A 21,081-nucleotide genomic window follows, 5' to 3' on the forward strand; every position below is an offset into this window, starting at 1 on the left:
ACTCCCCGACGTCCTATGTTATAAATAAGACTGTTCCGATTTTAATGTAGGGTGGTGAACGAAAGGCTTGGAGCTACCGGTCGAGCTAACCAGGAGCAGGAGCGGCCTGCACGTGAAGAGGACCGCAGTAGTCATAGTGAGCAGGCAGGGTCACAGGGTGATAACGGAACCCCAGAGGCCGGGGAGGGGCACATATAGCAGGGCCCTGCCGGGACACGTTGACGTCAACCTAGGCCAGGGCGAGTACGCCGTGGTGGCATCGCTGGTAATGGGCCCCCGCAAGAGGGTCAAGGGGCTCTTCACAGTTTACGACGGCACAGGCTTAAGACGCCTTGTGGTGAAGTATGAGAGGCTTAAGCTCAGGCTCTCCTCAGGGGACAGGGAGCTCTCGTGGGTCGTTGACGCTGCAGTGGAAGCGCTTGGCCTGAGCGACTACGTGAGGCGCAGAAACTATGGAAGGCGGGGGGAGAGGGTTAAGCGACCTCCTCAGGAAGGTCGTTGAGAGCAAAGGCGGGAGGCTAATTTACCTTTATCGTGAGGCTGAAGGTGAGCCGGAGCTTGGCCCAGGGATCTCAGGCCTCCCCCTGCCTGACAAGCTGAAGAGCGCGCTTGAGGCCGAGGGCATTCATAGGCTCTACAGGTTTCAGCAGGAGGCCATAGACGAGATAGAGGCTGGCAGGGACCTAGTAATAGTGGCGGGCACGGGGACCGGCAAGACAGAGGCCTTCCTCCTGCCCCTCGTGGCCAGGGTATTAAGGCAGAGGGGCAACAGGTTCCTTCTCGTCTACCCAACTAAGGCCCTGGCTAGGGACCAGGCCAGGAGGCTCTCGCCGCTAATAGCGAGCGTTGGCCTTCGCTATTCCGTCTTAGATGGCGACACCCCAGCGTCGGAGAGGAGGGGGATATATGAGGACCCTCCTCCCTTCATAATCACAAACCCTGACATGATACACATAGGCCTGGCGGAGTCAAAGGAGTTCCGCGAGCTAGTCTCTGAGGTTAACGCCGCAGTCTTTGATGAGATGCATGTTTACCAGGGGGTGCTGGGCTCTCATGTAAAGTGGGTCATCTACAGGCTCTCTCAGGTCGCTGACGAGGTCCAACTGATAGGGGCTGGGGCCACCATAGGGAACCCCGGGGAGCTTGGGGCCAAGCTCTTCTCAAGGGACAGCGTCAGGGTCGTCACGGGGCCTAGGAGGCGCAGAGGCGAGGCTATACACGCCTTCGTTGACTACGGCAGGTTCAGCAGGTGGTCCTTTGCGGCCTACCTCATAGCGGCGCTCGCCTCTGAGGGACTCAAGGTCCTTGGCTTCACGGACTCCCAGCAGATGGCTGAGCTCGTGGCCAGGCTGGCTAGGAAAAGTTACAACGCGAGGGTCGAGGTCCACAGGGCCGGCCTCCCCGTCGAGCATAGGAGGAGGGTGGAGCGCGAGCTTGCTGAGGGCTCCCTCAAGGCTGTCGTGGCCACCTCAACCCTTGAGCTTGGGATAGACATAGGCGACCTCGATGCTGTAGTTATGGCCTCCCTGCCCAAGAGCTTCAACAGCTACGTGCAGAGGGCCGGCAGGGCCGGCAGGAGGGGCAGGCCTGGCCTGGTGGTCACTCTACTCGGCGACGACCCCATAGAGGCCTACTACGCCTCAAGGCCTGAGGAGTTCTTCTCAAGGGAGCCTGACCCAGGCTACATAGAGCCCAACAACCCAGAGGTCGCCAAGCTGCACCTCGTGGCGCTGGCCCTCCAGAGGGGGGTTCTGAGGAGAGGCTCGCTGCCCAAGGAGCTCGAGGCCTCCGTTGCCTGGGCGGAGCAGCGCGGCCTCCTGAAGGCCAGGGGCGACCTGCTGGCGCCTGAGTGGAGGTCTGCCAGGGAGTTCATTAGCTCCGTAGGCCTCAGGTCCGCGGGACCTATGGTTAAGATAGTCCTAAACAATAAAGTTATTGGCGAGAGGGAGATGCCCATGGCCCTCTACGACCTTCACCCAGGGGCCCTCTACTATCACGCCGGCGCCCCACTGCTCTCCTCAAAGCTTGATCTTCAGTCCATGAGGGCTTACATGGTTAAGCTGTCGGAGAGCGTGAGCTTCTACACAAAGCCCCTCTACAGCATAGATATACTTGAGATGAACGTGGAGGAGTCAAGGCTTTACGGCTCCGTGAGCGCAGCCTACGGCGACGTCCACGTGAGGGTGTCGGTGACGGGCTACGTGGTCAAGGACGAGCTGAGCGGCGCGACGACGAGCGAGGTGGAGTACGAGGAACCCATAACGTGGGACTACTGGACCAAGGGGGTTGCCTTAAAGTACCCGCTGCTGGACTTCGACACGCTTGAGGCCTCCCTGAGCGCCTACCACGCCCTTGAACACGTGCTGATATCGGCCTCAAGGCCCGTGGCCGGCGCGAGTGACACTGACCTCAGCGGGGTCAGCTACCCCACGGGGCACATAGTCATATATGACTCTCACGTGGGCGGCAACGGGGCCTCTAGGCTTGTTTATGAGAGGCTAACTAAGATACAGGATGTGGCTAAAGTCATAGTCTCGTCTTGTACGTGCGAGGACGGTTGCCCCCGCTGCGTCTTCTCGCCCTACTGTGGCAACAACAACAAGTTCCTCTCAAGGCACGGTGCCCTGAGGGTCCTCAGCCAGCTTACCTCGCTTAAGTCGGAGTCCCTCGATATTGAGGAGATTAAAAGGTCCCACAGACTTAAGGCAGCTTAAACTAATGCACTGCTGGCTCCCTAACGGCCACCGGCGCCAGCTCCTCCCCGCTGGCCTCCTCTAGGGGCACCTTCTTCGTCTCAGGCAGGAAGAAGTAAGTTATTGCGAACCCTAGCAGGCCAGCGACGCTCAGTATAGCGAATATGTAAGCTAGGCCGAGCGAGGCGCCGTATGTTGCCTTTATTATTGGGAACAGGAGGGTCGTAATGGCAGCCCCTGCCTTGCCGGCGGCTGCTGAGATGCCGTGTCCCGTGGACCTGTACCTGACAGGGTAGACCTCGGCCGGCACTATAAAGGTTGTCGTGTTGGGTCCTACGTTAAGGGCTGTGAACGAGAGGCCAAAGAAGGCATAAATTAGATAGTCAGAGAGGGGCAGCAGCTTAAGGAAGTAGAACATCATGGGCAGGTAGAGGGCGACCGACATGGCAAACCCAAACAGCTGCAGCGGCTTTCTGCCAACCCTATCAATTAGCGCGGCGGCTATGAAGTAGCCCGGCACTCCAACTAGGAGGGGAACCCCGTCTCTGAGCACAGACTCAACAGCCGAGTGCCCTGGGAAGAGCTCCGAAGTTATGAGGCCTGAGAAGACGCCGGTGCCATATAGGGCCATGTCCATGAGCAACCAGGGCAGCGTGGTCCCTATCAGGAGGGGCCAGTACTCCCTGAAGAACTGTGAGGCGGACTTTCTAGAGGCCTTAACCATTGGGACCTCCGTCTCAGAGCCTGCCACGAGCCTGAGGCCCTTCCTAGCCTCGTGCACGTCGCCTTTAACAAGCAGGGAGTACCTTGGGGTTTCAGGAACCTGCCTCCTGAAGTAGATTACGAGCGCAGGCGGTATAGCGCCGACTAGGGCGACCAGCCTCCAGGCCAGGTCAGGAGGCAGGAAGGCAGCTGCTATAAGGCCTGTGACCACGGCGGTCGCTATGCCGAAGCCCTGCATTGAGAACACGAGAGCCACCGCCCTGCCCCTTGTCTCAGTTGGGGAGTACTCGCTGGCTATCGTCGAGGATGCCGGGTAGTCTCCCCCTATGCCAAGGCCCATCACGGCCCTAGTCGCGAGCAGCATAGGGAAGTTGACAGAGAAGGCGCTGGCCGCGGCCCCGGCTGCCAGGACGGCCGCCTCTATGCCGTAGACCTTCTTCCTGCCCAGGACGTCGAGAAGCCTGCCGAAGAGCAGCTGGCCAGCTATAGCTGAAAATATTGCAGAGGAGGCCAGGAGGCCCTGCTGCGCGCTGGTGAGGTGCCAGAGCGGTATGAGGAAGAGCAACAAGACGTTTATGTTGAAGAGGTCGTAGGCGTCCGTGAAGAAGCCCATGCCGGATACCAGGACGACCTTGAGGAGGCCCATGGAGAACCTGGCCCTATCAAGGTAGCCAAACGGGTTTCCATCAGACTTGTCGACACCTTTATGTCTACTTAAGCCCACTTCGCTCTTCACCAAGAGGTACGCCTCGGTTGCTCTATTTAAGCCGTTCTATATGATATAGGGAGAATTATAGAGCTCTAAGTAGTATATATAAAATATAGGGCTGTGCAGCTTAAGTTGTCAATGGAGCTAGTCCCACAGAGGGCGAGTATGGAGCCGCCTGAGGACCTGCTCAGGGAGGCCAGGGACGCCATAGGTAAGGCATATGCGCCCTACTCAGGCTACCGCGTGGCGGCGGCCGTCAGGGCGAGCTCGGGGCTTATTTACCGGGGGGTTAACGTGGAGAACGCAAGCTACGGGCTTAGCATGTGTGCTGAGAGGGTCGCCATATTTAATGCCGTGAGCAGCGGCGAGAGAAATGTTAAGGAGGTGCTAGTCTTAGTTGAGAGTGGTGAGCCGGCGCCTCCTTGTGGGGCCTGCCTGCAGGTGATAGCCGAGTTTGGCGATGACAACACGATGATCTACTCAGTGTCCAAGGAGGGAAGCAAAGTTAGGGCGTGGAGGCTCTCAGAGCTGTTACCGCATAGGTTCTCAAAAGAGTACCTGAGGCCCGCGGGTCAGAAGTAGGGCCTCATAGCATAGTTTATAGACTCAAAGGTCAGCGGGTGCGGACCCGCAATCCATGCAAGGTTCTTGGCTGTCAGGTTGTTCTCTATGGCTGCTGCAAACACGGCGCTCAGCTCAGCGGCGTCGTGGGCGTAGGCCTCGAAGCCCAGTATCCTGAGGGACTCCTTTTCAAGCAGTATCTTCATCCAGCCCTCCCTGTGGCCTACTATCTCCGACTGGGCATCATGCTTAAGGGAGTAGTTGACAACTTCGTACTGTATCCCTAGGGACTTCAGCTCGTCCTCGGTGTAGCCGACCATGGCAATCTCTGGGTAAGTAAATATCGTGTATGGCACTGAGTGGTAGTTAAACCTATAGACCTCCTTACCGGCAAGTATGTTCTTTGCCACAATGACGCTCTCCTTAACTGCGGCATGGAAGAGCATGGCCTTGCCAGTGACGTCACCAGCGGCGTACACGTTAGGCAGGGCAGTCCTAAGGCCAGGGGTCACTTGCACGCCAGTCTTGTCAACCTTAAGTCCCTGGCTCTCGAGGGCTTCCAGTCCATAGCCCCTGGTCCTGGGCCTCCTGCCAACGGCCATTAGCACCTCTTCAGCTTCAACCTCAACCTCCTTGCCGTCGGCGCTCTTGGCCTTAAGCACTTTGTATTCGCCCCTCTTCTCGATGCCCTGGGCTGGACTCCTGAGATACACGTCAACGCCGGCCTCCTTCATGCGCTGCAGCGCGGCCTCCGAGAGCTCTGGGGGCATGTTAGGCAGGAGCCTATCCATCATCTCAACAATTGAGACGTGGGCGCCCAGCCTACTCAGCATGTCAGCAACCTCGACACCTATGTAACCGCCGCCTATTACGGCAAGCGACTTAGGCAGGCGGCCCATAGTCTTCTGGTAGGCGAACAGCGCGTCACTGGTTATCGCGAGCTCCTTGCCGGGTATGGGTATTATGACGTGCTCAGCTCCAGCACCTATAACCAGCCTCTTGGTCTCGACCTCGAACGTCCCGTCCTCTGTATCTACCCTGACCTTGTTGGGCCCCAGTATGGTGGCCCATCCCTTAGCGAAGGAAAGGTTAGGCTCATGCTCCTTTATCTCCTCCATGTGATGCTCGTACCTGATCCTCTGAACCTCCTCCTTGGCCCTGACGACTTCCTGCCACACCTGCTCAGGGTCGACCTTGTTAGTGGTGGAAGTATACTCCAGAATCTTAGTCCTCACAGTCTTTGATGGTATGCAGCCCGCGTAGAGGCAGTCGCCTCCTAGGTTGCCCTTCTCGTCAACCATTAGCACCGAGAGCCCCGCCTCTGCCAGCTCAAAGGCTCCAGGATAAGAGGCACCACCGCCGCCTACGAACACCACGTCAACCTTCTCTGGAAGCTTCATGGCCACCGCCGTCAAAAGAAGAGAAATGTATGCGGTTGCTTAAAAGCCTATTTTAAGGTCTTCGGTTCACCTATTAACCAAGTACATTTCATTTATCTAAAAGCTTTTTTGGTAGGAAAAGAAACTCATGGTGTGCAGCTACATAAGGACTGAGCAATTTTCATATCAATAGAAGCAATTTTATATTTACTGTGAAAGACTTTTATTGGTAAGTGGGTGACCCCCGCCTGATGGGGCTATGCCCCAGGGGCGAGGGGATTAGGCCGTAGATGGGGGCCCCGCGCCGTTGAGCTTGACGGCCGCCCATGAGCCCACGCTGATTGCCTATGAGGCGCGAGCGAGGTGGGGTCCCTGCGCCCGATAGTGAATGAAGGCAAGATGTTGAAGTGAGAGCGTAGGGGCAAACGGCAGCTCAGAGGAAAGTCGCACATCATCTGCTCAGAGTCGCTCCACCATCCTCATCGCTGCCACTTGTCGGGTTGGGGCTTGCACCTTTTACCCTTATGCTATTCTTAAGCGGTTCAGGATTAACTTCCATTTAAAAACGACCACCTGGTAGTCAATGGTTAAGCGTGATTGAACATGGGAGCTCTCTATCAAGGTCTTAAGGGCTATGGGCCCGCGGGGGTTTGAACCCCGGACCACCCGGTTATGAGCCGGGCGCTCTACCTGGCTGAGCTACGGGCCCCTATTGCGAAATATTCTTGACTAACTTTTAAAGCTTAACTCCGCCATCTTGTCATCAATTGTACGGACTTAGAGCCTCTAGAGAAGGAAGGCTTTATGCTAGCTTTTGTGAGTAAGGCTAATTATTTTCGTAAAGTTTTAACTTTAAGTTTTATAATATTATATTATTTAGTCTCCGCAGGCAGCTATAAGTCTCACTATAGTTGCTCACGGGAAGTCGCTGGCCATGAGTTTTAACCCTCTGTCTGCGCTTGGCTGCAGTGCAACGCCCCTACTGTACAAGTTGCCTGGATAGTCTTAAGAGTCGCTTTATATGAAAGCTTTATGATCATCCTTCCCATTAAATAAAAGCGTCGCTGATCTCAGGGCCTCCGGCAGGAAGCTTATGAGGTCCCTGAGGGTTAGCTCCTGCCTCACATAGAGCTCCCATGCGCGCCTGGGCATGGATGCCAGCAGAGGTGCTGCGAGGCTCAGCCTGTAGCTTGCCCTCGTCAGAAGCCTTGAAACTATTGCTGACTCCATAATCCGTGATATACTGGTTGAATACCTCTTTAGCGCAAGCTCAAAATTGTAGTCGGAGTTAGCTATGGAGCTTGCCAGGGCCTCCGCAGAGACTATTGCGGGCCTGTTGCCCTCGCCGCTCCATGCCATTACGAGGCCTGCCGCCTCCCCAACCTTGATTATATCACCGTTAGTCAGTCTAGGGTTAGTGAAGACATTAACTGGCGCCCCCTTGACCTCAACTACGTCGAATGGTCCCTGAAGCCTCTCAGCTAGGTAGGACCTCACTAGCCCTTGAAGACTAGCCGCGTCATTAACGCCCACGAAGCCGGTGCCAGCGTTTACAAACTTGCCATCACCGTCGAACGGGAATACCCAGTAGAGGCCCCCTAGCGAGGGCCTGAAGTCGAGTATGGCCTCCTCAGGGCTCCAGGACTTGACCTTAGCTATCACTCTCAGAGCTAGGACCTCGGACGAGGTCTTCATAGAGTATGGGCCTCTAGAATCTATAGTGAGAGCCCCTCTCTCCCCGTGCCACCTCTCCCTAAGCACAGCGACGCCAGCCTCGGCTGCAGACCTTCTGAGCTCCATGATTAGCTTGGGCTTATCTATTATGGCCCACTTAGAGCCTCCTCTCATGTCAACAGTTGTCACGTACTTACCATCAACAAGTATGTGGACATCATTAACCACGGTCTTTATAGCTTCATACTCCTTTGCAAGCCTAAGGGGGACCTCCTCAAGGGTTAGCTGCTCACCGCACGGCTTAACATATGAGCTAGGAGTGGGCTCAAATGCCTTAACCTTGAAGCCGCTCTCGGCCAACCTCAGAGAAAGCAGCGAGCCTGCAAGGCCCATGCCTGCCACTATTATCTCGTCAGAGCTGATGTCCATGAGCCCTCTCTCCGTTACTCTGTGAAAGAGCCAAAAATTAAGGCGCTTTCTTTAAAAGTGGCCGTTTTAAAAGAAGGGCCCCTGCATGCATTCAGAAAACATAAATTAATTAACAATTATAGTAAGAAAAATCAGGCTGTGAGCCGTTGGATGCAGAGAGCTGCTAAGCGTTAAGTTTTTCAGCCTTGGCCCTGGGTTCTGCATCATGAGCTGAGCGCAGGTCGAAGGCAGCTTTATGTCTAGCGTCGTCAGACGCGTGGTGCAGATCAAGAAAAGCTTGCAAGATTAAAAAAGTGCTTGGGTGCAGGTGGTTCAGGAAGCTTTAAAAAGTAGGCCAAGCTTAGGCGTCAGCTCTTCTCCTTGCTTACCACTATTATGCTGGTAAGCGTGCTCTTGACTCCATCGAGCTTCCTTATTCTGTCAGTTATAAGGGTCCTTAACTTGTCCATGTTCTCAGCTTCGACGAAGGCCACTAAGTCATGTATCCCGTAAACCATGTAGACCTTCTTTACCTCGTCTACCTTAAGGAGCTCGTTAAATATATCGTTCTCTTTACCGACATCTGTATTTATCATAACTATTGCCTGGGCACCCATCTACAGTCCCCAACCACTTCTATATTTTAAGGGACTGTCAAATATAACTTTATAGCAACTTGAAGGCCTCAGTCGTCTAAGTTAAGGGAGGCCCTTAGTGAATAGACTTTCATTTAAACAATTTTGCTAGCAATAGGCTGGCAACAGCTTTAAGTCGAAGTAGCCAGAGGATATAGGGGGCGCCGCGCTTGTACGTGGTGGTTCCAGGCCCAGATGAAGTCTCTCGCTCCTTTGCTAAGTCCCTAGCAGATTCTATAAAGGGCTCTCTCTGTGAGCCTGCCTATAAGCAGTTCCCGGACGGGGAGCAGTACATGAGGCTCACGTGTGACGTGAAGGGGGCTGACGTCATCTATGTAAAGACTATGTTACCGTCGCAGGACAGCTCCCTAGTGCTAAGTGCGTTGGCAGCAGACTCTGCTAGGTCCTCAGGGGCTGAGAGGGTGACGCTGGTGGCCCCTTACATGGCCTACGCCAGGCAGGACAGGCAGTTTCTCCCAGGGGAGCCTGTGAGCATAAGGTCAGTTTTAAGGGCCCTGTGGGCGGCTGGCTTCAGCCATATGGCAACCGTTGAAATGCACAAGCCCGACAGCCTGAGGCAGTTCCCCGGGGCCTCAGTTAACGTGAGGCCCTACGTGTTTATGGCTGAGGTGCTCGGAATTCGCAGCTCGAACTATGTAGTCCTATCGCCTGACCTGGGTGCCCTTGAGAGGGCGAAGATGCTGGCCGAGCACTTGAAAGTGCCTTATGATTACATTGAGAAGGAGAGGGACAGGATAACTGGTCAGGTAACAATGAAGGTCAAACAGCTTGACGTGAGCGGCAGGGATGTAATAATAGTTGACGATATAATAAGCACCGGGGGAACTGTCTCTAAGGCAGCCGAGATATTAAGGGACCAGGGCGCGAGGAGCGTAACTGTTATCGTGGCCCATGCAGTGCTAGCCCCAGGCGCCGAGGAGAGGCTTAGGTCAGCTGGCATAAACAACGTGTTTGCGGCTAACACCACGCCGGCTCAGGGCAGTTTCGTTAGACAGGTTGACGTCGCGCCTCTGGTGGCTAGGGAGCTTGCAGGCATAATGGGCGTCAGCAACAATGAGCAGTAATGAATGACTTAGCCCCTTATTTCTATTAGCGCCTCAGAGTTCTCCGTCACCTTCCAGTCGGTTCCAACAGCAACCACGACAACAGTGCCGGCTAGACTTGCACCTGCCTTCCTGACAAGCTCCACAAGGGCCCTGAGGGTGTGTCCATGAATACTGAAGTCGTCTACTATCAGCACCTTGGAGTCCTTCGGCAGCTCCCTCTTAGTGACGTAGAAAACTGTATAGGAAGCAGGGCCTGAGAGGTACATGGTCTCAAGCACTGGCTCCTCTGAGGGCGGACGCTGCTTCCTCGCAACTACTATGGGCACATTTGCGGTAAGCCCAATGGCTGTTGCAAGGCTTATGCCGCCGGCCTCAGGCGTCATGACGCATGTGAAGGCGCCGTCGAACCTACTGACCACGTACTCTGATATTAAAGTTAGCGCCATGGGGTCCAGCGTTACGCCAGCTATATTATAGAAGCCGTTGTAGACCCTTACGGCTTTAGCTACCAGCGCAGTTATGACTTCCCTTGAGAGCAAGCTGTCCACGATTTTCCTCGCGTTGCCCTCGGAGGGAAGAGTGCTTCCATTTATATAGCGTGACAGCATCGGCAAAGGCAGACCTGTTATCTTTGAGAGGTCTGTAAGCGGAAAGAAGGCCCTGGCGGCCCTCAGCAATTTTACAGACCTGTACCTAAGCTCGTAGCTGTTTACGTCACTCACCTTAGCCCCAATGTAAGCTTCCTCCTAGAGACAATAATAAGGCTCCTTTAAACGCAACTCGTAATACGCGTCAGCAGCATTTAGATCACTGCGCTGCACAGGAGAGCTGCCACCTAAGGGTAGCCTTGAGTCTTTTTTTGTGAGACGGGGCTGAACTCTTTTCACATAAATAGAAAAATCCTTTATGGTATTACGCCCATGACAGGCTAAGCGGGTGACCCCCGCCTGATGGGGCTATGCCCCAGGGGCGAGGGGATTAGGCCGTAGATGGGGGCCCCGCGCCGTTGAGCTTGACGGCCGCCCATGAGCCCACGCTGATTGCCTATGAGGCGCGAGCGAGGTGGGGTCCCTGCGCCCGATAGTGAATGAAGGCAAGATGTTGAAGTGAGAGCGTAGGGGCAAACGGTTAAAGGACGAAGCCTTCAGGCGCAGCCCTGGTTATCTATGAAATGGTCTGCATTTCCGGGGCTTACAGCAAGAGCCCTTAATATCGTGGCATGAACCCCACTTCCAGCAACCTTGTAGTTCGAGTGATGCGCGTGGGCATCGGTGTCCTGGGCGTGGTCGGGTAACCTTAAAATGCCTGGAATTCCTCTCCAGGGACAAATGGGAAAGGGCTATTGTACGCTGAGTACACGCTGTATGAGTGGGTGGGGGTTAGGCCAGAGCTAGCTTTTAGCGGTGAAATAAAGAAGGCAGTGCTTCAGTCTCTCAGAGAAGAGCTCGAAGGACAAGTGGACGAGAGCATGGGCGTAATAATATCTGTTATAGATGCCGAGGTTGAGGGTGACGGGGTCCTACTGCCTAACGACCCGCAGATATACTTCCCAGTCAGGTATAGGGTCTTAAGCTTTGAGCCCATACTTCAGGAGGTTGACAAGGGCGTAGTAAGTGACGTCAGGGAATTTGGAGCCTTTGTGAGCTTAGGCCCCGCAGACGGCTTCATCCACAGGACCCAGCTCATGGATGAGGATGTGGACTTCGTGCAGGAGCTCAGGGCCTTCAAGGGCAGGGACAGCGGGAGAACTGTAGGCGTAAACGACGCCGTGAGGGTCAGGGTGACGCAGGTGAGCAGGGTCTCGAGGAGGATGGCGGCCGTCAGAATAGGCCTCACCATGAGGCAGCCATACCTTGGCAAGGAGGAGTGGTACGAGGCTAAGCCTCAAGCAGTAAACGAAGGGGGTGGAAAGTCTTGAGTCAGGGAGATCAGGCTCAGGGGTCTGGCCTCATAGACTACGCGGAGTTCTCAAAGATAGACCTAAGAGTAGGTAAGGTCATTTCCGCCGAGCCCGTGCCTAATAGCAGGAAGCTGATAAAGCTCACGGTAGATCTCGGCAGCGAGCAAAGGCAAATACTTGCAGGGCTCCTAAGGTGGTACAAGCCGGAGGACCTGGTCGGCAAGTATATTATAGTTGTCGCTAACCTTAAGCCTAAGCAGATGGCTGGGCTGACGAGCCAAGGCATGCTTCTGGCGGCCCCGTGCGGTGATTCTGAGAAGCCAGTAGTCCTGACAGTGGCAGAGCCCGTTCAGCCCGGCTCTAGGATTTGCTAAAGCCTTTGTTCTCTCGCAGTTAACTTAAGCAGGGGCCCGGCTGTGAAGAGGGTTTTAAGAGGTGATCCATGTGGGAGGTGAACTAGAACCCACGCCAGGAGCCGGGCCCCTCTGCATCGAGAACGTCTTCGAGACCTTAAGTAAAGATGACGTCTATGAGCTCTTTTCACAGCTCGTCTCAAGCGAGGTTAACTATGTAGATGTCCTGCTTTTCAGTGATGAGAACGAGGAGGTCTACGCTCATTGCTTCATCTCGCTCAGGTGCCTAGAAGTTATCGACATCGTAGTTAAGCTCTGTGGCGAGAGGTCCAGGCCTGAGGCGCTCGGGTGGCCAGAGGTTGACAAAGCTACTATAGAGGAGGAGTGCGTTGAGCTAAGGTCCAGGCCTGAGCCCCCACTGAAGGTTAGGAACCTTTTAAGGAGGCTTGGCTTAGGTGAGCCTGTGGAGATAAAAGGCTACAGGACAGAGAAGGATGAGTGGGTTGGAGCTACCGCCTAGGTTTAGGGTGCGCGGCTGGCTCGAGAAGGAGGACTTCCAGAGGCTGTTGGAGTTCTCGAAGTACGTGGGGCGCGAGGGCGGCCTCTCGATATTTGAGCTAAGCGACGAGAAGGCCAGAGAGTCGGGGCTGGGGCCAGCTGACATCTTAAGGGAACTCGAGGACATAAAGAGCTCCATACCCCAGCAGGACCTGGAGGCTGTTGAGGAGTACCTTAGAAGGAAGGGCTCAGTAAGGGTGGGACTCGACAGGGCCAGAGGCGAGCTCGTCATCTCAAGCGAGCTCATGTTGAAGCCGTACCTGCAGGAGTACACTCAGGGCCTGAGGTACAGCCATGAGCTGAGAAGCTACCTGGCAAAGCCTTATCTCTACGCTGACCTAATCAAACACATGGCCGAAAAGGGACTCATAGTTGACGACAAGGTGAACCTGTTCTCTAATGCTAGGTTAAGCAGGCAGATAAACTTCAGCGGCCAGCTCAGGTCCTATCAGAAGGAGGCGCTAGATGCGTGGGCTAAGAACGGCAACAGGGGCGTGATAGTCCTGCCCACAGGGGCTGGAAAGACGGTCGTAGCTATAGCGGCCATAGCTACAGCCGGCGTGAAAACCCTTATTGTGGTCTACACGAAGGAGCACGTGAAGCAGTGGAGCGACGCCATAAGGAAATTCACGGACGCCAGCGGGCTGCTGGGGGCCTACTACGGCGACGAGAAAACTTTAGCTGATATAACAATAACCACCTATCAGACCGCCTACAGATACGCCAAGGAGCTCTCGCCGAGGTTTGCCATGCTTGTGTTCGATGAGGCCCACCACCTGCCAGCTGACAAGTTCAAGGCGATAGCTGAGTACATGTTGGCACCATACCGCATGGGGCTCTCTGCGACAGCTGTCAGAGAGGACAACAAGCAGGAGGAGGTGTTCCCTCTTGTTGGGGGCGTCGTGTACCAGAAGGGAGCGGCGGAGCTAATGGAGGAGGGTTACCTGGCGCCATATGTCATCAGGAGAGTCACGGTGAAGCTGTTGCCTGAGGAGCAGAAGGCATATGACGAGCTGAGGAGGAAGTACATGAACCTAGCCATGGGCAGGACCTTCCAGGAGGTCCTGGAGGCTGCAAAGAAGGGCGAACCCAGGGCCGTCGAGGCCATGAGGGTGAGAGCCCAGATGCAGTCCATAGTGCAGGAGAGCGCCAGCAAAATTAACAAGGTGGTAGAGCTGGCAAGGCAGGAGCTGGCCAGGGGCTCCAAGATAATAATATTCACCCAGTATAAGAGGCAAGCTGAGGAGATAGCCCAGAAGCTTGGAGCGCTGTTGATTCATGGTGACATCGATAAGGACGCGAGGATAAGGGCCCTTGACACTTTCAAGAAGCTGCAGAACGGCGTCCTAGTAGTCACTACCGTGGGCGATGAGGGCCTTGATATACCCGACGCTAACGTCGGCATATTAGTCTCAGGCACAGGGTCAAGGAGGCAGTTCATTCAGAGGCTCGGGAGGCTCCTGCGGCCGATGCCGGGCAAGACGGCGGTCCTCTATGAGGTCGTGGCTAGCGGTACCAGCGAAGTTGTTCAGTCAAAGAAAAGGAGGGAGGCCGTAGAATAACCTTTGAGCGTTCAGTCTATAGGCTCTATGCCTCTTCTAGGGCTTCCTTTACAAGCTTTGGAATCTCGTAGGGGGTTATAGCAACCCTTATCCCTGCGCTCTTCATGGTGGCTACCTTGTCCTTGTACGTGCCGGTGCCAAACATTATTATGGCCCCAGCGTGGCCCATCCTCTTGCCCTCTGGCGCTGTACGGCCGGCCACAAAGGCTACTATGGGCTTCTTTATTTTGCCCTCCTTGACCATCATGGCCACCCTTTCCTCAGCGTCACCGCCTATCTCTCCGACCATGACCATCACCTTGGTCTGGGGATCCTTCTCGAACAGCTGGACGACCTCGGGGAACGTGAGGCCTGTTATCGGGTCACCGCCAACTCCTATCACGGTTGACTGACCGAGGCCGGCCTTGGTGAGGAAGTAGCTCACCTCATATGTTAGGGTGCCACTCCTCGACATAATGCCCACGGGGCCTGGGCTGAAGACACTGGCTGGCATTATTCCGACCTTCGTCTTGCCGGGAGTTATTATGCCTGGGCAGTTAGGGCCTATCACTGTGACGCCCTTCTCTTTAGCGTAGTTGACAAACGCCATGGCGTCATGTATTGGTATGTGCTCCGTTATGACGACGACAGTCTTCAAGCCGGCATCTATGGCCTCAAAAACGGCATCAGCCGCCGTCTTGGCTGGCACGAAGATTATAGATGTGTTAGCGTCAGGATGCTCCTTCACAGCATCCTGCACAGTGTCGTAGACGGGCACCCCGTAGACCGTGGTCCCTCCCTTTCCAGGTGTTACGCCTGCCACCACCTTAGTCCTGTACTCCAGCATCAGCTTCGTGTGGAACGAGCCCTCTCTGCCGGTTATGCCCTGAACGATTACCTTCGTGTTCTCGTCAACTAATATGCCCATGCGCCTCACCTCACAGGTTCTTAAGCGTCTGAAGCGCCTCCAGCGGGTCGCTATAAGGAGTTATGCCGACCTTCTTAAGAATATCCCTCCCCTGCTCCTCGTTGGTCCCGGTTAGCCTAACGACTAAGGGCTTGGCCTTGTTGCCGAGCTCCTCTAGAGCCATCACTATGCCCCTCGCTACCTCGTCGGCCCTAGTTATGCCTCCAAATATGTTTATGAAGACCTTCTTAACCTTCGGGTCGCTCATGACGAACTCCACCGCATCCTTTATGTGCTCGGCTTCAGCGCCCCCTCCTACGTCAAGGAAGTTGGCTGGCCTCATGCCGAACTCGTAGACAAGATCCATAGTAGTCATCGTGAGCCCAGCGCCGTTGCCTATGACGCCTACGTCGCCGTCCAGCTCGACGTAGGCCAGGTCCTTCTCTCTTGCGGCTATCTCCCTCTCCGTGAGCTCGCCAAGCCTCTCCTTCTCGGTGACCGCGTACTCTGAGTGTCTGAAGAGACTGTTGTCATCTATTATTATCCTGAGGTCCAGGGGTAGGACCTTATCAGGCAGCAGAGCCAGCGGGTTGCTCTCAGCGAGTTCAGCGTCATAGTCCATGAAGGCATTATAGAGGGCCTGCAGGAAGCTCTCAAAGCTTGAGAGCTGTCTGCCCGAGAGCCCGAGCTGCTTGCCAAGGGACCTAGCCTCATAGCTCTTGAGGCCCTTATATGGGTCTACATAGTACTTTATTATGGCCTCGGGGTGCTCTTTAGCCACCTCCTCAAGGTCCATGCCGCCATACTTGCTCACCAGCACTAGCGGCTTTCTCTCAGACCTATCTAGGACTATCCCAGCGTAGAGCTCCACGTCATGCTTGATGGCCTGCTCTATTAGGAGTATTGAGGGCTTTATGCCCTTGATGGGCGTCTTGAAGAGCTGCTGTGACACGGTGACGGCCTCATCAACGCTGTTAACTAGCTTTATGCCGCCCGCCTTGCCCCTACCGGCCACGAGGACCTGCGCCTTAACTGCGAGGGGAGGGACCAGGCCGGCGTCCTGTATGGCCTTTTTCACGTCGTCGCCTTCCTTAACGACGACGCCCTTTGGGGTCTCCACGCCGTACTTCCTTATGATATCCTTAGCCTCATATTCAAACAGCTTCACGGGCTCACCCGCGCAGCCTAGTTGCTGCTTTAATTAATAAGCGCTGAAGAGAGCGGCCTTTTGAGCGCTATTAATAGGACACAAGGCCACAAACTGGTTTGGTCTGTTAAAAGCCAGAGGGCCTCTATGACGCAGGCGATAGGGCGTGTACATAAGCAGAAGACCAAGACTTGGCAAGTCGCGCCTAGGCGAACCAGACCTTATCTTCAGCTACCCGTGGCCAGAAGTCGCTGAGAAGCTTCACATGTACTTGGTGTCTGAGTTCACGTCATACTTCCCTGGAAGGGTGGAGCTCCTCAGGCGCGGGGATAGGGGCGTTGCTACGGTCCCTGTAAGGGAGGGGAAATATCATTATGCCTTCGTTGACAGCCTTTACAGGGTCTACCAGGACTACGAGAACCCTGCCCGCGAGGTCGTAGATTTAGGTCTAAACATAGGGAAGATCAGCGTAAGTGTTGCAGATGCAGGGCTTTCGGAGCTGCGGGAAGCGCTCTCCGAAGGGGGCCTGCACGGTGAGCTGATACTTCACGACGAGAGGTGGCCGGGCTACTTCTCAGGCTATGGGGGCGCTACAGTTGTTAGGCTGTTCACGCTGAGGGGGGAGGTCGACGAAGTAAGTGTTATTGCAAGGGCTAACAGCTCGTGGAGAACCTTCAGGGCAGCGCGCATGATGAGGGATGAGTACAGGGATTATTATGAAGCTAGGGTGCCTGACCGCGTTACAGCGTACTACTTTGTGCTGGGGGTCGACGGCAAGAACGTGCCCTTTGGAATCGACGGCCTAGGCTCCCAGGAGCCGTGGGTGCCAGGCAGGGGCTATATAAATGACACCCCATGGTATCTCGGCACATCATATTACCTAGTGTTCCCTGACAGCTTCGCAGGGTATAGCAAAGAGTACGCCTCAGCAACGTCAAGGCCTAGGACTAGCATAGGGGGCAACCTAAGAGCGCTCGCGGAGAGGTTAGATTACATAGCGGACTTGGGGGTTGAGGCCATTTACCTTACGCCGGTTTACGTCTCAAACTCTTACCATCACTACGACGTAATAGATCAGAGGCACGTTGACGAGTCCCTGGGGGGTGACGAGGCCCTTGAGAAGCTCATAACTAAGGCTCACAGCTTAGGGTTGAGAATAATAATGGACGTAGTTGTGCATCACACTTCACCCTGCGCTAAGGAGTTTAGGGACGTCCTGGCCAGCTGGAAGAGCTCAGCGTACTGGGGCTGGTATCGGATTCTTGTCGACTCCCCAATCGAGGTAGCCCAGGACTTGGAAGCGCTTAAGAGGTACACAGAGTCAGGCTGTAAGAACTTCCCTGAGCAGTTGCGCGGCAAGAAGCCTTTCTACGAGACCTTCGCTGGACTATGGGGGATGCCCAAGCTTAATGTCAGAAGCAGTGAGGTTCTTGATAATCTCTGTGACATTATGAGAGGGCTTACCCTGAGGGGTGTTGACGGCTTTCGCATAGATGTGGCTCACGGCCTTCCTGATAGTAGTATGACAACACTGTATGAGTGCATCGCTAAGGACTCCGACGTGCCAGTTATAATGGAAATTATGGGTGAGCTCTCAAGCTTTCCTATGGGGGTTGTCGCCAACTCAGCTATGAATTATGAGGCCAGAGGACCAATAATAAGGTTCTTCAAGGGAGAGATAACCGCAGCCGAGCTCTCAGAGGCCCTCAATAGGCAGTACCTGAGGCTTCCATTGTATGTTGCAAACGCCCTTTATAACCTGCTAGGAAGCCATGATACTCCAAGAATATTAGACGTCCTAGGATCGTCAGAGCTCGTCATCAGAGCCTTCGTGCTTCTGTCACTTCTTTACGGGTCGCCCAGCATATATTATGGGGATGAGATTGGCCTCAGGGGTGGCAAAGACCCCGACAACAGGCTCCCCATGCCGTGGGATGAGGGCGCCTGGGACAAGGGCCTCAGGAGTCTGATGCGAGACCTGCTAAGCATAAGGAGGAGGGTGGCCGCGCTAAGGTACGGCTTCTTCAGGTCAGAGCCTTTAGGGGCTGACGCCATAGCTGTGGAGAGGAGCTACCAAGGCGACGAGGTCGTTGGCTACATCACCCGTGGTCCCGTTAGCATGGGTAACATAAAGTGTGGCGAGATACTGTTGGGGAGGGGGTTCAACGACAAGGTTCTCGACGGCTTTTTAATATGTAAGTCCTAGAGCCTTTTAAAGAGCGTTAAATTAGCGAAGACTCGTAGACTTTATAACTAGTCAAGGGCCACAGCTCTAGGTGCAAGCCTAGTGAAGGACGTCATAGTTTCAGTGACGCCGGAGATAGCGCTGGACGAGCTGTACGGCTATGCTGGAGGCTTGGGGGTCCTGGAGGGCGACAAGTTTTACGCTATGTCAAGGAGAGGGGCCAAGTACTACGTAATAACCCTGCTCTATAGGCACGGGTACGTCGACTACTCCTTTAGTGATGATGACACACCAATACCTAAGGAGCAGGAGCAGCCAATTAACATAGAGACCGTGCTTAGGCCTGAGAGGGAGTTTAAAGTAAAGGTTAAGGGCCACGAGATAATTGCTAGACCGTGGCTTTACGAGCGCGGCAACGCCAAGGTCGTGTTCATTGAGGCTGTGTGCCCTATCTGGGCTAGAAGGTACTGCGAGCAGGCCTACATAGAGAACAACTTTGAGGAGAACGCTTACAAGTACGTATTCCTGGCCAAGGCTGCAGCGACCTACATAAGGGACTACATAGGCCTTGACAAGGTGCGTAACATAGACCTCCAGGAAGCATACACGGTGCTCGTTATGCTGGCGCTACCGGAGTTCAAGGAGTATCGCTTCATAACTCACACGCCAGGGCCTTGGGGCCATCCCGTTTACCCCACGGCAATGTTGTCTGAGGAGTTCGGCTTTGGGTATCCAGAGCCCTACGTAGTGCTAACCAAGATAGGCATGGAGCGCGCCACCATAACTTACGCGGTTGCAGCTAAACATGAGGAGATAACTAAGAAGACGTTCCCAGGCTATGCCGAAAAGATCTCCCACATAACCAACGGCATAGACTTGGAGAGGTGGGTTCACCCCGCGCTTAAACAGCTCATAAACGCAAAGGGCCTGGAGAACTTAACAGAGGATGACTTGTGGGCTACTCATCAGCAGGCCAAGAAGGACTTCCTTAACTTTATAAAGGCGTACAAAGACGTGAACGACGAGTACCTTGAGAGACCTATAGTTGTTTGGCTCAGGAGGAACACCCGCTACAAGAGGCCCTACTTCATAGCTAGGTTCATAGAGGAAAATAACCTGAAAGATGTACTCTTTGTGATAGGGGGCAAAGCACACCCAAGGGACGTGGACGGGCTATCGTTCATGAGGGAGTTCCACAAGCTCTCTAAGAAGTACCCCAACGTGGTTCACATACACGACTATGATGTGACAAAGGCTAAGGTCCTTCAGACAGGGGGCGACGTACAGACATTTACGCCATTCAGCGGATGGGAGGCCAGTGGCACCAGCTTCATGAAGTCCCTCGCTAATGCCATACCTGTAGTGTCATCAAAGGATGGCGCCGTCGTTGAAGTAGTTCAGCATGGAGTTAATGGGTGGCTCTTTGGCGAGGACTTAAGGGAGCTAGTTAACATCTACACAGACCCCAAGGCCCAGGAGATAGACGAGAAAGATTACAGCGAGTTCTCTAAGTATCTCCTCGAGGCCATAAACATATATGGAACCGACAAGTACAGGACTATGTCGCTCTCGGCCCTAAAGACGTCGTATAAGTTCGTTGATATAAACAGGGCTCTCGACGAATTCTACTTTAAGAAGCCCGAAGAGATCAAGAAGGAGCCTGAGAGACAAAAGCAATAACCCTACTGCCTTGGGCTGAGGGCCTCCTTCACCTTATTAATGAGGTCCTTAAGCGCGGAGAAGAAGCTAGGCCCATAGTGGGCTAAGCTATCATAGTCAAGTATAGCTATGCGGCCCTCCTTTACAGCCCTCAGATTGTCTAGTCCTCTCTCAGCGAACCTCCTCCTAACCTTATCAGGAGTCGCGTTCTCGCCCAGCTTCTGCTCATAAACTATGACGTCGGGGTCGAACTTAGCTATGGCCGAGTTGTCAGGGTTCACTATGTACGGAACTCTAGCCTCTGAGAACGGATGGGAGGCGCCGAGGAGGTCAAGGGCGTCACCTATATAGCTGTGAGCGCCGACGCTGACAGGACCCCCCAGGTCGATCTCATAGTAAAGCTTAACACCGGTGAGGGCATCCTTGAGGTCCAAGACCTGCTTGACCAGGCTAAAGGCCAGTTCCCTAGCCTTCTGAAGTTCTCCTATTAGGATTCCTGTAACTATTACGTTATCTATTATGCCATAAATGCTCACAGGCAGTGGGATGGGATAGACCGTGTAGCCCTTAGTCTCAAGCTCAGCTATCCTGTCCCTCTGAGCGCCGGTAGTCACTAGGATGAGGTCTGGGTTGAGCTTCTGCAGGAGGCTGTAGTTAACGTTCAGGTAGGCGCCAACTCTGGGCTTCTTCGAAACCTCGGGTGGCTTATCACAGAAGAAGCTGACACCCACAACCCTATCTTCAGCCCCTAGCATGTAAAGGGTCTCGGTTATTGCAGGGGCAAGGCTCACTATCCTTGAGGGTCTCTCAGGGACCTCAACCTCCTTCCCGAGGATCTCAGAGAACAGCTTGACCATACGGCTTCCCTCTTTGAAGGCGTATTTTTAGCGCTATTATTGCTGTAATGGGAAGCCGTTAATGTTGTCCGTCGCTAGGCGCGTTTGTTAGGAATACCTCCGGGTCTCTGACCCCTCCCCGCCCT

The 21,081-nt window shown here is 54.5% G+C and carries 18 protein-coding genes and 1 tRNA gene; 10 read left to right on the forward strand and 9 right to left on the reverse strand.

Translation table 11 applies throughout. From position 1 onward, the window contains the following. Window positions 1-67 precede the first annotated feature (67 nt). The gene (locus tag SE86_RS06500) at window positions 68-502 is read left to right on the forward strand and encodes a hypothetical protein (protein ID WP_117354779.1); all 435 of its coding nucleotides are present in this window, start codon (window positions 68-70) and stop codon (window positions 500-502) included. Then, window positions 453-2,714, forward strand: coding sequence for a DEAD/DEAH box helicase (locus tag SE86_RS06505; protein ID WP_117354780.1), 2,262 nt, complete (start codon window positions 453-455; stop codon window positions 2,712-2,714). Before SE86_RS06500 ends, SE86_RS06505 begins: the two co-directional genes overlap by 50 nt. Window position 2,715: 1 nt before the next feature. Here the strand turns inward: SE86_RS06505 and SE86_RS06510 are convergent, their stop codons facing one another. Continuing rightward, the gene (locus SE86_RS06510) at window positions 2,716-4,152 is read right to left on the reverse strand and encodes an MFS transporter (protein ID WP_236747369.1); all 1,437 of its coding nucleotides are present in this window, start codon (window positions 4,150-4,152) and stop codon (window positions 2,716-2,718) included. 111 nt (window positions 4,153-4,263) lie between these two features. On the opposite strand from SE86_RS06510, the gene cdd reads away from it, so the two are divergent. Beyond that, window positions 4,264-4,707 (forward strand): cytidine deaminase, encoded by a 444-nt coding sequence (gene cdd / locus SE86_RS06515; RefSeq protein ID WP_236747370.1) that lies wholly within the window; start codon window positions 4,264-4,266, stop codon window positions 4,705-4,707. On the opposite strand, the gene SE86_RS06520 is transcribed toward cdd, so the two are convergent. The 4 genes from SE86_RS06520 to SE86_RS06535 all read right to left on the reverse strand — a co-directional run bounded on the left by SE86_RS06520 (window position 4,698) and on the right by SE86_RS06535 (window position 8,764). After that, the gene (locus SE86_RS06520; RefSeq protein WP_117355179.1) at window positions 4,698-6,086 is read right to left on the reverse strand and encodes a dihydrolipoyl dehydrogenase; all 1,389 of its coding nucleotides are present in this window, start codon (window positions 6,084-6,086) and stop codon (window positions 4,698-4,700) included. The genes cdd and SE86_RS06520 overlap by 10 nt on opposite strands. A gap of 614 nt (window positions 6,087-6,700) precedes the next feature. Then, window positions 6,701-6,774 (reverse strand) — tRNA-Ile (locus SE86_RS06525). 308 nt (window positions 6,775-7,082) lie between these two features. Next, on the reverse strand, window positions 7,083-8,168 hold the full coding sequence (locus tag SE86_RS06530) for an NAD(P)/FAD-dependent oxidoreductase (protein WP_117354781.1): 1,086 nt from the start codon (window positions 8,166-8,168) through the stop codon (window positions 7,083-7,085). Window positions 8,169-8,515: 347 nt separating this feature from the next. Continuing rightward, on the reverse strand, window positions 8,516-8,764 hold the full coding sequence (locus tag SE86_RS06535; protein WP_117354782.1) for an Lrp/AsnC ligand binding domain-containing protein: 249 nt from the start codon (window positions 8,762-8,764) through the stop codon (window positions 8,516-8,518). Window positions 8,765-8,958: 194 nt separating this feature from the next. Between SE86_RS06535 and prs the strand changes: the two genes are divergently transcribed. Continuing rightward, entirely contained in the window at window positions 8,959-9,867 is a 909-nt protein-coding gene (gene prs, locus SE86_RS06540) for a ribose-phosphate diphosphokinase (protein WP_174221367.1), read from the forward strand. An 8-nt stretch (window positions 9,868-9,875) separates the two neighbouring features. Here the strand turns inward: prs and SE86_RS06545 are convergent, their stop codons facing one another. After that, a complete protein-coding gene (locus SE86_RS06545; protein WP_117354783.1) occupies window positions 9,876-10,571 on the reverse strand; it encodes a phosphoribosyltransferase family protein in 696 nt (231 codons plus the stop codon). A 620-nt stretch (window positions 10,572-11,191) separates the two neighbouring features. On the opposite strand from SE86_RS06545, the gene SE86_RS06550 reads away from it, so the two are divergent. The 4 genes from SE86_RS06550 (at window position 11,192) to SE86_RS06565 (ending at window position 14,222) form a co-directional block, all read left to right on the forward strand. Next, a complete protein-coding gene (locus SE86_RS06550) occupies window positions 11,192-11,767 on the forward strand; it encodes a DNA-directed RNA polymerase (RefSeq protein ID WP_117354784.1) in 576 nt (191 codons plus the stop codon). After that, the gene (metG, locus tag SE86_RS06555; protein WP_174221348.1) at window positions 11,764-12,123 is read left to right on the forward strand and encodes a methionine--tRNA ligase subunit beta; all 360 of its coding nucleotides are present in this window, start codon (window positions 11,764-11,766) and stop codon (window positions 12,121-12,123) included. Before SE86_RS06550 ends, metG begins: the two co-directional genes overlap by 4 nt. 70 nt (window positions 12,124-12,193) lie before the next feature. After that, window positions 12,194-12,622: a hypothetical protein gene (locus SE86_RS06560; protein ID WP_117354785.1), complete on the forward strand. Its 429-nt coding sequence runs from the start codon at window positions 12,194-12,196 to the stop codon at window positions 12,620-12,622. Next, window positions 12,597-14,222: a DEAD/DEAH box helicase family protein gene (locus tag SE86_RS06565; RefSeq protein WP_117354786.1), complete on the forward strand. Its 1,626-nt coding sequence runs from the start codon at window positions 12,597-12,599 to the stop codon at window positions 14,220-14,222. The genes SE86_RS06560 and SE86_RS06565 overlap by 26 nt, the downstream gene beginning before the upstream one ends. Window positions 14,223-14,247: 25 nt before the next feature. On the opposite strand, the gene sucD is transcribed toward SE86_RS06565, so the two are convergent. Both sucD and sucC read right to left on the reverse strand, forming a co-directional pair. Then, window positions 14,248-15,129 (reverse strand): succinate--CoA ligase subunit alpha, encoded by an 882-nt coding sequence (gene sucD, locus SE86_RS06570; RefSeq protein WP_117354787.1) that lies wholly within the window; start codon window positions 15,127-15,129, stop codon window positions 14,248-14,250. A 10-nt stretch (window positions 15,130-15,139) separates the two neighbouring features. Next, window positions 15,140-16,276, reverse strand: a complete 1,137-nt coding sequence (gene sucC / locus SE86_RS06575) for an ADP-forming succinate--CoA ligase subunit beta (protein WP_117354788.1) — start codon at window positions 16,274-16,276, stop codon at window positions 15,140-15,142. Between the two features lie 145 nt (window positions 16,277-16,421). On the opposite strand from sucC, the gene SE86_RS06580 reads away from it, so the two are divergent. Together SE86_RS06580 and SE86_RS06585 are read left to right on the forward strand one after the other, a co-directional pair. Further along, the gene (locus SE86_RS06580; protein ID WP_117354789.1) at window positions 16,422-18,461 is read left to right on the forward strand and encodes a glycoside hydrolase family 13 protein; all 2,040 of its coding nucleotides are present in this window, start codon (window positions 16,422-16,424) and stop codon (window positions 18,459-18,461) included. Between the two features lie 81 nt (window positions 18,462-18,542). After that, on the forward strand, window positions 18,543-20,120 hold the full coding sequence (locus SE86_RS06585; protein WP_117354790.1) for a glycogen/starch/alpha-glucan phosphorylase: 1,578 nt from the start codon (window positions 18,543-18,545) through the stop codon (window positions 20,118-20,120). 2 nt (window positions 20,121-20,122) lie between these two features. Here the strand turns inward: SE86_RS06585 and SE86_RS06590 are convergent, their stop codons facing one another. Then, window positions 20,123-20,956: an ABC transporter substrate-binding protein gene (locus SE86_RS06590; RefSeq protein WP_117354791.1), complete on the reverse strand. Its 834-nt coding sequence runs from the start codon at window positions 20,954-20,956 to the stop codon at window positions 20,123-20,125. Window positions 20,957-21,081: the final 125 nt, after the last annotated feature.

This window comes from Acidilobus sp. 7A (assembly GCF_003431325.1).
Classification (GTDB): Archaea; Thermoproteota; Thermoprotei_A; order Sulfolobales; family Acidilobaceae; genus Acidilobus.